The organism is Demequina aurantiaca (genome assembly GCF_000975135.1).
Lineage (GTDB): Bacteria > Actinomycetota > Actinomycetes > Actinomycetales > Demequinaceae > Demequina > Demequina aurantiaca.
The window spans coordinates 1,199,817-1,212,679 of the sequence record NZ_BBRF01000001.1 but is presented as its reverse complement, the minus strand read 5'-3'; the positions used below and the strand labels follow the sequence as shown (position 1 = coordinate 1,212,679).

12 protein-coding genes are annotated in these 12,863 nt (G+C 65.1%); 3 read left to right on the top strand and 9 right to left on the bottom strand.

What is annotated here, in order from left to right:
• Positions 1 to 73 precede the first annotated feature (73 nt).
• The 5 genes from AOP73_RS05525 to AOP73_RS05505 form a co-directional block, all read right to left on the bottom strand.
• Positions 74 to 1,234: a GGDEF domain-containing protein gene (locus AOP73_RS05525; RefSeq protein WP_061963686.1), complete on the bottom strand. Its 1,161-nt coding sequence runs from the start codon at positions 1,232 to 1,234 to the stop codon at positions 74 to 76.
• Between the two features lie 140 nt (positions 1,235 to 1,374).
• Positions 1,375 to 1,938, bottom strand: coding sequence for a dihydrofolate reductase family protein (locus AOP73_RS05520; RefSeq protein ID WP_061963684.1), 564 nt, complete (start codon positions 1,936 to 1,938; stop codon positions 1,375 to 1,377).
• Between the two features lie 156 nt (positions 1,939 to 2,094).
• Complete coding sequence (locus AOP73_RS05515; RefSeq protein ID WP_084626581.1) at positions 2,095 to 3,654, bottom strand: DEAD/DEAH box helicase; 1,560 nt, start codon at positions 3,652 to 3,654, stop codon at positions 2,095 to 2,097.
• Between the two features lie 250 nt (positions 3,655 to 3,904).
• Positions 3,905 to 4,555 (bottom strand): response regulator, encoded by a 651-nt coding sequence (locus tag AOP73_RS05510; protein WP_061963682.1) that lies wholly within the window; start codon positions 4,553 to 4,555, stop codon positions 3,905 to 3,907.
• Between the two features lie 10 nt (positions 4,556 to 4,565).
• Positions 4,566 to 5,588: a sensor histidine kinase gene (locus tag AOP73_RS05505; RefSeq protein WP_152650541.1), complete on the bottom strand. Its 1,023-nt coding sequence runs from the start codon at positions 5,586 to 5,588 to the stop codon at positions 4,566 to 4,568.
• A gap of 171 nt (positions 5,589 to 5,759) precedes the next feature.
• On the opposite strand from AOP73_RS05505, the gene AOP73_RS05500 reads away from it, so the two are divergent.
• From AOP73_RS05500 to AOP73_RS05490, 3 genes are all read left to right on the top strand, one after another.
• Positions 5,760 to 7,526 carry a PspC domain-containing protein gene (locus tag AOP73_RS05500; RefSeq protein WP_061963678.1) on the top strand — a complete coding sequence of 589 codons (1,767 nt, stop codon included), beginning with the start codon at positions 5,760 to 5,762 and terminating at the stop codon, positions 7,524 to 7,526.
• A complete protein-coding gene (locus AOP73_RS05495; RefSeq protein ID WP_061963676.1) occupies positions 7,523 to 7,822 on the top strand; it encodes a hypothetical protein in 300 nt (99 codons plus the stop codon). Before AOP73_RS05500 ends, AOP73_RS05495 begins: the two co-directional genes overlap by 4 nt.
• A gap of 144 nt (positions 7,823 to 7,966) precedes the next feature.
• The gene (locus AOP73_RS05490) at positions 7,967 to 8,686 is read left to right on the top strand and encodes a hypothetical protein (protein WP_061963674.1); all 720 of its coding nucleotides are present in this window, start codon (positions 7,967 to 7,969) and stop codon (positions 8,684 to 8,686) included.
• Between the two features lie 91 nt (positions 8,687 to 8,777).
• Here the strand turns inward: AOP73_RS05490 and guaA are convergent, their stop codons facing one another.
• The 4 genes from guaA to AOP73_RS05470 are packed head-to-tail and all read right to left on the bottom strand — an operon-like array spanning position 8,778 to position 12,777.
• Entirely contained in the window at positions 8,778 to 10,349 is a 1,572-nt protein-coding gene (gene guaA / locus AOP73_RS05485; protein WP_061963672.1) for a glutamine-hydrolyzing GMP synthase, read from the bottom strand.
• Complete coding sequence (locus tag AOP73_RS05480; RefSeq protein WP_061963670.1) at positions 10,346 to 10,708, bottom strand: DUF3817 domain-containing protein; 363 nt, start codon at positions 10,706 to 10,708, stop codon at positions 10,346 to 10,348. Before AOP73_RS05480 ends, guaA begins: the two co-directional genes overlap by 4 nt.
• Positions 10,705 to 11,550 carry an SURF1 family protein gene (locus tag AOP73_RS05475; protein ID WP_061963668.1) on the bottom strand — a complete coding sequence of 282 codons (846 nt, stop codon included), beginning with the start codon at positions 11,548 to 11,550 and terminating at the stop codon, positions 10,705 to 10,707. The genes AOP73_RS05480 and AOP73_RS05475 overlap by 4 nt, the downstream gene beginning before the upstream one ends.
• A gap of 3 nt (positions 11,551 to 11,553) precedes the next feature.
• Entirely contained in the window at positions 11,554 to 12,777 is a 1,224-nt protein-coding gene (locus AOP73_RS05470) for a GGDEF domain-containing protein (protein WP_061963666.1), read from the bottom strand.
• Positions 12,778 to 12,863 lie beyond the last annotated feature (86 nt).

The window sequence follows — 12,863 nt, the reverse complement described above, 5'->3', positions numbered from 1 at the left end:
CCATAATTCAGGACTATACACAGGCGATCACGAACGGATTCTCTGAATCACACAACACCACAAGTCGCCAACGTCAGTGCTGAACCTGGACTGCCTCGATAGTGGAGTCATCCGCGAGAACCACACGGTTCCGCCCCGTGTGCTTGGCCGTGTACAACGCGAGGTCCGCGGCGCGAATCACCTCGCGCGAGTTGTCCTCCGCGCCAGCGATCGCCGCCCCGGCGGAAAGCGTGACCGCAATCGGGTCGGCCCCCAAGGAGAAGGGGGACGTCGCGACGGACATGCGCAGCCGGTCCAGGACCGAGAACAACTCCTCGCGAGTGATGTTTGGGAGCACAACCAGGAACTCGTCCCCACCCCATCGACTCACCAGGTCTGTCTGGCGGAAGTGGGCACGCAATCGGCGAGCGATCGCGGAGATGAGCGCGTCACCCTCTTCGTGACCCAGGCGATCGTTGATGGCCTTGAAGCCGTCGATGTCGATGATGGCGACGGCGTAGCGCGAGACCTTTTCATCGTCGAACTCGTGCAGTTGCGCCAGAACCGGGCGGCGGTTCGCAATGCCGGTCATGACATCGGTGCTCGCCAAGTATTCGCCCAGTTCGGCGGCGCCGCTCAGGTCGCGCTGGCGGCGTGTGGAGCGATACAAGACGATCCCCATCCCCATGGCGACCACCACCACCGTCCACAGTCGATTCGCGGCGGCAAGGATGCTGTCTCGTCCGACCTCCACAAGGTGCTCGACCGCTGGTTCAGCGAAGAGAAACTCGCACGCGACGACCAGCGTGATCATGGCGCCTGCGTATACGATCCGCAATCGCCACAAGGGCTCCGGGAATAGCGCGAGCATCGCGAAGCCAGCCGCCAAATAGAGCATGTGCACGGAGGAATCCGTAGAGAGAACCGCGGTGTAGACCAACAAAATGAAAGCGGCGAACGTCACGATGCCGATGGCCAGAGGAGTGGCGAACCTGGTGCGGGCAAACGCCACACCGGAGGAAAAGACCAGCACCGTCAGCACTGAGACTGCGACCATCAGCCACCGGGGCGTGGGGTAGGCCACCAGGAACCACACGACGTAGAACAGGCCGAAGGCAAGGCCCGCGAGGGAGAAGGCGACCATGGCACGAGGACTCGTGGATTCCTGCGGAACGGGAATCTCGCCCGTGATCGCGGGCGCGTCAAACTCGTACGCGTCGCCGCGGCCCCCATTGGCCCCTTGTGGCTCTCCCACAGACCCTCCTGCATATACGTCGTAACGAGCCCCCCTCAGAGCATCGGTGCTACGCCGTCTTCACCCATGGTAGAGCGGAATTTGCCGACGCGCGCACGGAAATTGGACTATAGGTTCCACTTAAGCGTTGATGACGTGTTTTAGCGGGCTCCTACGCGGTACAGCAGACGGACCGTTCCCCCAGAGAATCGTTGCTCCTCAACCAAGTCGAGTGCAGCTCGATACCCGTGAGGAAGCGCGGCCAGCCCACCACCCAAGACGTGAGGCAGGACCAGCAGGTTGACGTAGTCAACGATTCCGGCACGCAAGGCGGTGGCGGCGATGGTCGGTCCCCCGATGCTGACATCCCTGGGTTCCGCCCGCACCATGTCATGCACCGCTTCCGGGTCAAAGACTCGTTCGAGCGAGGTGCGCTCGGAGGCGATGTCCTCAAGGGTCGCCGAATAGACGATCTTGTGCTGAGACCGCCATACCTCCGCAAACTCCTGCGCGATGGGCGACTGATCCTCCGGCCCCGGATTGGTCTCCCAATAGACCATCGTCTCGTACATGGCGCGGCCGTAGAGTGCCGTATCGAACGCCCGCTCGAAGTCGTTGAAGTACTGATGCACCTCGGCGTCCGGCTCAGAAAAGTCAAAGTTGCCCTGCGCATCGGTCGTATAGCCGTCGAGGGACATGTTCGCCGTGTAGTAGAGATCACCCATCTCGCGCTCCTTATTGGTGCCTCGCTGCACATCTCAGCATGCCACCGTTCGCGCCTTCAGGGGCAAGAAAAAGCCCGGCGCAGTCACTGCCCTTGCGGACGATGCTGCGCCGGGCTCTCCCGGAAAAATCAGTGGGGCGTCACGCCCCGCGGGCGACTAGCGCGAGCGACGGCCGCCGCTGGAGTTCGAGGAGAACGCCGCGGCGCCACCGTTTGAACCACCCGAGCGCTGCGAGCCGCTGCCACGCTGACCGTGGCCGTTGCTCTCTCCCTTGACACGAGTCGCGCCCGAGCGACCCGAACCATTGGAGCGGCCCGTGTTGTTCGAGCGTCCGGAGCCGTTGGAGCGCTCCGAGCCGGCGGGACGGTGCTGACCGTGCTCGCCTTCCGGACGGCCACGTGAGCCGGAGCTTGCGCCTCGGCTGCTTCCACCCTGGCCACGCTGGTCACGGTTGGCGCGCTTGCGCTGGGCGTTGGCACCCTGCGAGCGGCCACCCTGTGAGCGTCCGCGCTGCGGCTGCTCCGTGATGGGCGACGGCTTCACATAGGGAGCAACCTCACCGACAAGCGCGACAACCTGAGCGGACTCGGAGTTGACGGCCTCGGGGCGTACGTTGATCTTGGCCTGGCGAAGCAACTGCTCGGTCTCGCGACGCTGCTCGGGTAGGACCACGGTGACGACGTCACCCTCGGAGCCCGCACGTGCCGTGCGGCCGGAGCGGTGCAGGTACGCCTTGTGCTCGGCGGGGGGGTCGACGTGGACCACGAGCTCGACGCCGTCAACGTGGACTCCACGCGCGGCGACATCGGTCGCGACCAGCACGCGGTGCTTATCGCCGGCAAAGAGCGCGAGGTTCTGGTCGCGCTTGTTCTGCGACAGGTTGCCGTGCAGGTCGACCGCAGGGATACCTGCGGCGGTGAGCTGCTTGGCAAGCTTCTTGGCCTGGTGCTTGGTGCGCATGAACAGGATGCGGCGGCCCGTGCCGGAGGCGAGGGTGTGAACCAGGTCGCGCTTGGCATCGGCGCCGGTGACGGTGAAGACGTGGTGCGTCATGGCGGCCACGGGGCTGTTGGCCTCGTCAACCGAGTGCATGATCTGGTTGTGCAGGAAGCGCTTGACGAGCTTGTCCACGCCATTGTCCAGCGTCGCGCTGAAGAGCATGCGCTGACCGTTCTGCGGGGTGGCATTCATGATGCGCGTGACGCCGGGCAGGAAGCCCAGGTCAGCCATGTGGTCGGCCTCGTCGAGGACGGTGATGTCGACCATGTCGAGCTTCACGTGGCCCTGCTTCATGAGGTCCTCGAGGCGGCCGGGGCACGCCACGACGATGTCGGCGCCGGCGCGGAGCGCCTGCTCCTGCCGGTGCTGCTTGACGCCACCAAAGATGGTGGTCGTCTTGAGGCCGTAAGCCTTGGCGAGCGGCGCGATGACGGCGTCGATCTGCGTGGCGAGTTCACGGGTGGGCGCAAGGATCAGGCCGCGAGGGTGACCGGGACGCGCTCGGCCACCCTTGGTGCCCAGGCGCACCGCCATGGGGATGGAGAAGGCCAGCGTCTTGCCGGAGCCGGTCTTGCCGCGTCCGAGGACGTCGCGACCGGAAAGGGTATCGGGGAGGGTGTCGATCTGAATGGGGAAGGCGTTGGTCTTGCCCTCCGCGTCCAGGACGTCGGTGATGGGGGTGGGCACGCCGAGCGCGCCAAAAGTCTTGTCAGACAATGCGTTGCCTTTCGGGGCAATGAGCCGATGCGAGTGCACGGATGTGCGGTTGCGTCGCTGTCAGGTGACAGCGTGAGATTGCACCGGCGATGGTGGCGAAGGCGGAGGTGTCCGCAATCGTTCGCCGAAGAGAATTTCTACGAGCCTCATCGGTCTACCGATGGGCGAGAAGTGGAAAGCAATCTGCGACGCAGGGAGTCAAACGTCAACTCACAAGTGGAATCAGTCTAGCAGGCAAAACATTCCGCGCCTAGACAATGCGTCGCTGCGCGGCCCAGTGAGCGAGTTCGTGGCGGTTGGACAGTTGAAGTTTGTGGAGCACCTTGCCCACGTGCGTCTCCACCGTCTTGATGGAGATGAACAGTTTCTCTCCTACCTCGCGGTAGGTGTAGCCACGCGCGATCAGACGCATGACTTCCTGCTCGCGTGCGGTGAGCTTGTCCAGGTCCTCGTCGACTGCCGCCACCTCGCCACCGGCCGCACCAAAGGCGTCGAGTACAAAGCCCGCGAGCCGCGGCGAGAACACTGCGTCGCCACCACCAACCCTGCGCACGGCATCGGACAGGTCCGGGCCCGAGATTGACTTGGTCACGTACCCACGAGCGCCCGCCCGCACCGTCGCCACCACGTCCTCCGCCGCATCGGAAACGGACAGTGCCAGGACGCGGGGCGCATCGGCTCCTCCCAAGATTTCGGCGAGCACGTCCAGCGCTCCGCCTCCTGTGCCCCCGGGAAGGTGAACATCGAGGATGACCACCTGCGGCCGCGTCTCTTGAACGACCTCGATCGCGCTTTCCACGTCGCGGGCCTCACCGATCACCTCAATGTCGTCGGCGAGCGACTCGCGCACGCCGACTCTAATGACGTCGTGATCGTCGACAATGACTACTGAGACGCTCATGGCTAGTGACTCACTTCTCTAGTTCGCGCGGGATGGAGATGCTGACCTCGGTGCGGCCACCGGGGGTGGAATGAATGGACGCCACGCCGCCCTGGCGTTCGACTCGACCGATGATCGACTGCTTGATGCCCAGCCGGTCGGCCGGCACGGCGGAGGGGTCGAACCCCGGGCCCGAGTCCCTGACGAAAATCTCGTAGGTGTCCGCCGTCAGCTCCGCGTACACCGACACCGGCCCGATGCCGTGGCGGGCGGCATTCGAGGTCGCCTCGCGCGCCGCCTTCACCGCGGCCCAGAGGCGATCGTCTGTGGGAGCGTCCCCCACCGAGACCAGGTCGACGACCGCGCCCTGTGCATCCTCGACGGCGTTGACCGCGAGTTCGAGGGCGGTGGCAACGGACTCCTCCTCGGAGCGTCGGTCCTGGTAAAGATAGGCGCGCAGGTCACGCTCCTGGGCACGCGCCAGTCGCGTGACCGCATCGGGGTCGTCGGCCTTGGCGCGGATCAGCGTGAGGGTCTGCAGGACCGAGTCGTGCAGGTGCGCCGCGATCTCCGCGCGCTCGAACTCCCGGATGCGTTCCTGGCGCTCCACCCCCACCTGGCGGATCAATCGCAGCCACCACGGCGCCAGCACCAGCGCCAGGGCACCGAGGACCACGAGCGGCACCACGATGGACCGGCGTACCGGGTCATCGGTGAAGTCCCACGTCGCGAACCACCACAGCGCGCCGATGGTCATGGCCAGTCCCAACACCAGGCGCACCATCGCGTCGCGCCGGAACAGGCCCGCGAGGTTGGGGCGCCGCGCGTCGTCGGTGGTCGCGCGATCGAGGGGGCTCCACACCAGCACGAGCCCGACGACAAACACGATGGACGGGATGACCCAGGGCTCGATTCCCTCCGCTCCCGAGCGGTTGGCAATCAGCACACCAGCGATGACCAGCAACGCGACGCCCACCAGCCCACGCCACCACTGGCTAGGGGCGCGGTCACGCTCGAGGGGACGCGCGATACGGCGCCGACTGGTCTCTGTCACGGCTCAATCGTCACACAGCAGCAGCCGCCGTACGGGCTGTTGGGGCGAATATCAGGGTCAAGATCAGGGTGTCACCTCATAGCGATCCGCGGTACGCCCCGGCGAGACTGAGGTCATCATCAGTTCAGTGTGACAAGGCCCCGGCCCAGTCACTCATCGCTAGGAGCAACCGTGACCGACTCTGCACCACAGCCGCAACGCGAGGCGGCATTCTTCAGCGCCATTCGCAGCTGGGGAATCACGCGCAGTTCCCAGGGCGTGTTCGGTGGCGTCGCCTCCGGAGTGGGCGAGCGCATCGGCCTTGCCCGCGTTCCCGCCCGAATCATCCTCGTCATTGCGGCGATCATCCTGACGGGCCTCGTGTTGCTCGCCTACGCCGCTGCCTGGGCGCTGCTGCCCGACCGTGACGGCAACATCGTCATCCAGAACTTTGGACGGGGCATCACCAATGTGGGCGCGCTCGTCGGCATCGGCATCATCGCGCTCATTGGCATCATGAACCTCGACGGCCACTGGTGGAACGGCGGATTCAACATTGGCTGGGACTCCGCCGACGTGTCGGGATTCGGACGGTTCGACACTGTCTTGATGGTGTTCTTCACCATCATCTCGATTGGTTTCAGCCTGCTCGTCCTGGCAGGGATTGCCTTCGGCATCGTGTATCTGGTGCGACGCGGCGGGCGCGACTCGGGGCAGGGTTCGGGAGGCACCTCCAGTGGTCACGCGGGCACCGATGCCACCTCGGTCGACGCGAACGATCCCCCGGCCGCCGCCGCGGGCCCCCCAGCGGCGGCCGACCCCACCCGGCCCCAACCCTGGGAAGCGGCCCTCACTCCTCGCGATGTGGCCCTCGGCGCGGCCTCAACCGGAGCTGCCGCGGCATCGGCCGGAGACGGTCCGGAATCGGCGGACGCTGCCGCAACATCGTCCGGCGAGGGTTCCGCCGCATCCGTGCCGCCGGTGCCCCCCGTACCTCCCAGGCCCGCCTTGCCGCCGCGTCCACCCAAGCGACGCGTGCCGGGCCCGGGCAAGATGTTCTACCTCATCACGCTCGCGTGGGTATTGATTTCAGGAGCCGCGATTCTGATCGCGGAGTCACAGTACCTGCTGGCCGCGTCAGCATCGCTGATCTGGCTGGCGACGTTCACCATCGGCTTTGGGGTCATCCTCGCCGGCATCTCTCTCACCGGCCGCAAGCCTGGATTCCTCGGCTTCCTGTCAGTGCCGCTATTGGCGGTGGGATTGTTGGCAGCGGTCAATACCGGAGAGATTCGCGACGCCTTCGATATGGTCAGCGTGGAAATCTCGGCCGGCGGGTCCTCCGACTACTGGATTGATGGCAGGCACTACGACTCGGACGGCAATCTCATCGAGGAGGTCCCCTATGACGACCCCTCCGTCGCGGATCCCACGTTGGCCTTCACCGACGACTACCAGCAAATCTTTGTCGCGCAGCAATGCTGGGACTACGAGGCGTACCGGCAAGAAATGGAGTTCGACCCCGAGACTGGAGAGTCCTACGAGGACGGTCGACAGTACGCGACGCAGGCGCGCATGACCTACGGCGCTCTCGATCAGGACGCGGTAGTCGATGTGACGGCGGAGCGGACCCTGCTCACCATCCCCCAGGGAACCAATCTGATTCTTCGCGGCGACGCCTTCGCCCAAGCCACGGTGGATTGGCAGTCGCGGGGACTGCATTGCGAGTTCTACGACGACGGCAGCTTTGGCGACGGCTCGCAACGAAACACGGGAACCGAGTATCTGTCGGCGATCAATGCCGGCGCCCCAACCCTCACGCTGGTGGTGCATGACGACAAGTTCGCCAACACCATCGTGATCGAGGAAACCCCGGCAGTCACCCCCGACGCCACGGCAACTCCCGCACCCACGGGCTCGCCTGAACCGACCTCCGCTCCCGAAGGGAATCAGTCATGACTGAACTACGACGCACCACGTCCGGACGATTCTCCGGTGCACTGTGGGGCATCCTGGTCGCCGCCTGTGGCGGGCTGATGGTGGCCTCGATCAACGGCTTTCGGGTGGATTTCCAACTGGTGGCCATCCTGGGGCTGCTCGGGGTGGGCTTGTGGCTTCTCCTCACGGCGCTCGTGACCAGTGGTGCCAAGTCGCGTGGCGCGCGGACCGGCGCCCCGACTCCGGTGATCGAGGATGAATCGGAGGACGATGCCACCCTCGCCGATTCCGACTCGTCCAGCGACCCACGCCATTAGTTGCCGTGGCGGTACATGAGCTCGGATTCCCGCTCGATTTCAGCACTCATGTACCGCTAGCGCGCGGTAATGAATTGGGGTTGATCTGCGTTGACGCGAGGGAACGCATTGTCCATCGCCATACGTCGAACTCATGGAGGCACCATGAAGAAGTCGTTCTGGACCATTCCCCTAGCAGCGAGCCTGGCGCTCACCGCATGCTCAGGTAGCGACGGTGACCCATCCCCAACGCCCACAGTCACTGCCACCGAGTCTGCGTCGGGCGTGTCGTCGACTCCCGGCGATTCGCCCACCTCGCAATCCGAGGCATCAATCGATGTTGATTCTGACGGGAACCCCAGCGCCGATGCGCAGGACGCCTCAGGCGAGGCATCCCTGGGCACGGCCGTCGCCACCGTCAGCATCCAGTTGCCGGACGAATGGCAGTACGAGGGCACCCATGGCGACGGGGTCTTGCCGTACGCGGTACTCGTCGACGCGGGCGAGCCTTTCGACCTCTCAGCACCAGGCTCGGACGCCTACAAGAACTCGGTTTGGGTGCAGGTCGAGACGTACCGCGTGGGTGGCGAGTCGCCGTACGGGGACAAGGTTCCCGACGACGCGGACGACCTTGCCCACCAGATCGCCGATGCGACAGGCGGTGACGGCGAGACGTTCACCTCCGGCGACATTCCGATCGTTCACGTCAGCTACACCAACGACGACGGGTTGGCGACGGATGACTTGCTCGCGCGCCATGGCGACGTCTGGATTCTCGCCCGCCCGACCAACGTGGACGTGGATGACTACCTCGACGCCGTGCGTGGGGGCGACACGAACGACGGCATCCTCCACGCGGTGCTGGAGTCATCCTCAATCAAGTAGCTAGGCTCACCGCCTCCTGCGCCTACATTCAGACGCATTTGAGGCCCATTTTGCGCCCAGATGTAAGCGCAGGAGCATCAGCCGAGAAGCGCTACTCCCACTCGATGGTCCCCGGCGGCTTGGACGTCACGTCCAGCGTCACGCGATTGATCTCCTCGACCTCGTTGGTGATCCGGTTGGAGATGTGAGCGAGGACCTCGTAGGGCACGCGCGTCCAGTCGGCGGTCATGGCGTCCTCGGAGGACACCGGACGCAACACCACGGGGTGGCCGTATGTGCGGCCGTCACCCTGGACGCCCACCGAACGGACATCGGCGAGCAGCACCACGGGGCACTGCCAGATCTCGCGATCCAGTCCGGCCTTGGTGAGCTCCTCGCGAGCGATCGCGTCGGCCTCTTGCAGGATGTCGATGCGCTCCTGAGTAACCGCGCCGATGATTCGGATGCCCAGGCCGGGGCCGGGGAACGGCTGACGCCACACCATCTCGTCGGGAAGTCCCAGTTCCGCACCGACGGCGCGCACCTCGTCCTTAAACAGCGCGCGCAACGGCTCCACCAGGCCAAACTCAAGGTCCTCGGGCAGCCCTCCCACGTTGTGGTGGCTCTTGATATTGGCCGCGCCCTCGCCGCCGCCGGACTCGACAACATCGGGGTACAGCGTCCCCTGCACCAGGAACTTCACGGGCTCACCGTCGGGTGCCGCCGCCACGATCTGACGCTCGGCGGCCTCGAAGGCGCGGATAAATTCGCGGCCGATGATCTTGCGCTTGGTCTCGGGATCCGTCACGCCATCCAGTGCCTCGAGGAAGCGTTGCTTCTCGTCCGCAACCACAAGCTTTACGCCGGTGATCGCGACATAGTCTCGCTCTACCTGCTCGGCCTCGCCCTTGCGCAACAGCCCGTGGTCCACGAACACGCACGTGAGCTGGTCGCCGATGGCCTTCTGCACAATGGCGGCCGCTACGGCGGAGTCGACTCCACCGGAAAGCCCGCAGATCACACGCGCAGAACCGACCTGCTCGCGGATCAACGCGACCTGCTCGTCGATCACGTTGGCCGCGGTCCAGTCGGCACGAATGCCAGCGACGTTGTAGAGGAAGTTCTCGATGGCGGCCTGGCCGAGCGGCGAGTGCTTGACCTCAGGGTGCCACTGCACGCCGCACATCTGGCGCTCCAGGTTCTCGAACGCCGCGACGGGTGCACCGTCGGTGGTGGCGAGCACCGTGAAGCCCTCGGGTGCCTCCTGCACGGAGTCGCCGTGGCTCATCCATACTTCCTGCTCGCTCGGCGATCCAGCCAGAGCCGTGCCAGCATCGGCGACGCGTGCGGTGGTGCGGCCGTACTCGCGCAGGCCCGTCTTTGCCACTGTTCCGCCAAGCGCGGCCGCCATCGCCTGAAAGCCGTAGCAGATGCCCATCACGGGCACGCCAGCGTCAAACAGCGCAGGGTCAATCTGAGGAGCGCCGTCGGCGTAAACCGAGGACGGGCCTCCCGACAGGATCACTGCGGCGGGATTCTTGGCGAGCATGTCCGCGGCACTCATGGAATGAGGGACGACTTCGGAGTACACGCTGGCCTCACGCACGCGGCGGGCGATGAGCTGCGCGTACTGCGCGCCGCAGTCGACGACGAGGACGGGGCGCTGCTGAAGGGTGTCGGTCATGATTCGAGTCCGTTCTTGACGTCGCGGGCGAGTTTGGCCTCGACAAAGAAGCCGAGCACGGGGATCACTCCGCCGAGTGCCATATACACGAGACGGCCGAAGGACCACTTCATCTTGGTCCACAGGTCCAGGCAGGTGAGGAGGTACACGACGTAGATCCAGCCGTGGACGATTCCAATGGTCAATGCTACGGAGAGGAAGCCCTCGTTGACCCAGTCAAACGCCCAGTCGCCGATGTACTTCACGAGCGTCACGATGGTGAGGAGCAGCAGGAAACTGCTGGTGATGATCGCCATCACTTGGTAGCGCTTGAGCGCACCCCGGATCTTGCCTGCTCGCGCCTGCGTTGCGTCGCTCAACTCTGGTCCTTTCGGGCATCGGTGTCGCCGACCGCCACGGTCTCATCAGTGGTCGCCAGGTCATCGGACGCATCGGCACCCTGGGGCGCAGCATCGTCTTCACTGGAGTCGAAACCATTGTCGCGTATCCAGCGTGCGCCAATAAACACAGCGAATGCACCAAAAATCCACCACTCGAAGGAGTAGGCCAGGTACTGCAGGTTGAGGTGGCTCTCCTCGGGCAGCGGGGGCAACGGCTGCCAGGACGGCGAGCCTGCGTAAGAGACCATGACGGCTGAGTACAACGGCCCCGGCCATTCCTGTGCGAGCTCCGCGACCGACATGGCCGCGCTCCACGTCGCACCCTCCACCTCGGTTTCCGGCAGATCCGCGCCCGGCATGGACTGCTCGGCGGAGCGGACGTAGCCGTCGAAAGCCACGGTTCCGGGGTCCGCATCGGGGCCTACTGTGTCGCCCTCCGGGCGCCAGCCCACCACGACCGCAAGGGTGGCAGGCTCGCCCGTGCCGGTGAGGTCTGCATCAACAATGAGCGGTCGAACCAAGAACTCTGCCGGGGTGCCCTCGACCTCGCGGCCAGGAATGATCACGGCGTCCTCGTCGGCCCAGATTCCGGCGACGGAAACTTGGCGGCTAATGGCACCGCCGGGAGACGATGCTGGGGCGAGGACGTCGGCTAGCGGCACCGTCGCCTCGGGAGCCACAGTGACGGCCTGTTCGTGAGACCGGTTCCACTGCCACCACCCCAGCGCGCCGGTGACTGTCATAGCCGCGGCCATCACCGCGAGCGCGGCAGTGATCGATACCCACCGCGCCTTGCGACGCGGCTTGGAATACGAACTCATTGCTTAACCAAGCCTCCCGGATGCGCCCGGGGCACCCTTGTCAGCCTCATCGTCAGCCTCAGCCATCACGGACATCTGTACACCGGCTCCCCGATGCACCCTGACGCAGTCGCGGCCATCCAGTTTGGCCTCATACAAGGCGTCGTCCGCGTCCTTGATGACCAGGTGGGGACGCGCTGCGGCCGATGCTCCAGCCACCCCGATAGATACCGTCACGTGGTGCTCGTGGTCGCTGCATGGCACCGGGGTTCCGCTCACGGCGTTCCGCGTGCGGTCCATCGTGCGCACGGCGGCGTCGAGGCTTGTGTCCGTCATCACGAAGATGAACTCCTCACCGCCCCAGCGACCCAGGGCATCCGTCGTGCGAATGTCGGCACGTAACCTATCGCCGACGACGGCAAGGACGGCATCGCCACACGAGTGGCCGTACGTGTCGTTGAGATCCTTGAACCGGTCGAGGTCCGCAATGGCTACACAGTATTTTCCCACGCTTCTGGAGGACACTCGTTCAAGTACCTCGAGGATGGGTCGGCGGTTGGATAGCCCGGTCAAGGCATCGGTGTTGGCGAGATACTCGGCACGTTCCGCGCTCTCCGCTGCCTGCGCGCGCGACTCCCTCGCCCGGAAATGGGCAAGCGCCGCTAACGTGAAGAGAAGCGTCATGGCGAGCACCGCGTTAATCGAGAACATCCACGTCAGCGTCGAGCCGTCAATAACATAGCGACCACCCGTGGCGGGAAGGGCGACCTGGCACACCACGAACGCCGTCGCGGCCACCCCCAAGTACGCCCACCTCAGCAGGCGCTGTCTCTCCGTAAAGACCATGTAGACGAGCTGGCCACCGACGATGAGGTACATATGCGCGCCAGACTCCCAGCCGACGGAGCTCACAATGAAGACCACCTGCGACGTCGCGACGGTGAGCCCGATGATGGAGGCGGCCAACTGGTAGCCGATGCGCACCGTCACGACGCCGACCACGTACGCGATGGCGCACACGACGGAGTACGCCGCCAGGGGCCTCAGGTCGCTGTCGGGATACGACAGGTAGAAGGCCGCATATCCCAGTGACAGCGCGGCCGAGAACATCATGAAGGTCTGAGCGGCAGCGGCTGCACGTCCACGCTCTCCCGTCAGCCCGCCGACGGCCCTGTCGAGAAGACGGCCCATCGCGGCGACAAAACCGCTCGTCGAGTCGTCCTCTCCCCCAGCATCGTGCGTGCTCACGGTTTCCCCTCACGCGAAATCGCTCATGGACCCTCAGTCGTGCGTCAAGACTATTATTCCGCGCGTCTTGCTGCCGGGTGGGAAGA

Bases quoted from the DNA above. Each gene is read 5' to 3' on its own strand.
- AOP73_RS05520 (WP_061963684.1), bottom strand. From the start codon at position 1,938: ATGGGTGATCTCTACTACACGGCGAACATGTCCCTCGACGGCTATACG.
- AOP73_RS05510 (WP_061963682.1), bottom strand. From the start codon at position 4,555: ATGAGCGTCTCAGTAGTCATTGTCGACGATCACGACGTCATTAGAGTC.
- AOP73_RS05495 (WP_061963676.1), top strand. From the start codon at position 7,523: ATGACTGAACTACGACGCACCACGTCCGGACGATTCTCCGGTGCACTG.
- AOP73_RS05490 (WP_061963674.1), top strand. From the start codon at position 7,967: ATGAAGAAGTCGTTCTGGACCATTCCCCTAGCAGCGAGCCTGGCGCTC.
- guaA (WP_061963672.1), bottom strand. From the start codon at position 10,349: ATGACCGACACCCTTCAGCAGCGCCCCGTCCTCGTCGTCGACTGCGGC.
- AOP73_RS05475 (WP_061963668.1), bottom strand. From the start codon at position 11,550: ATGAGTTCGTATTCCAAGCCGCGTCGCAAGGCGCGGTGGGTATCGATC.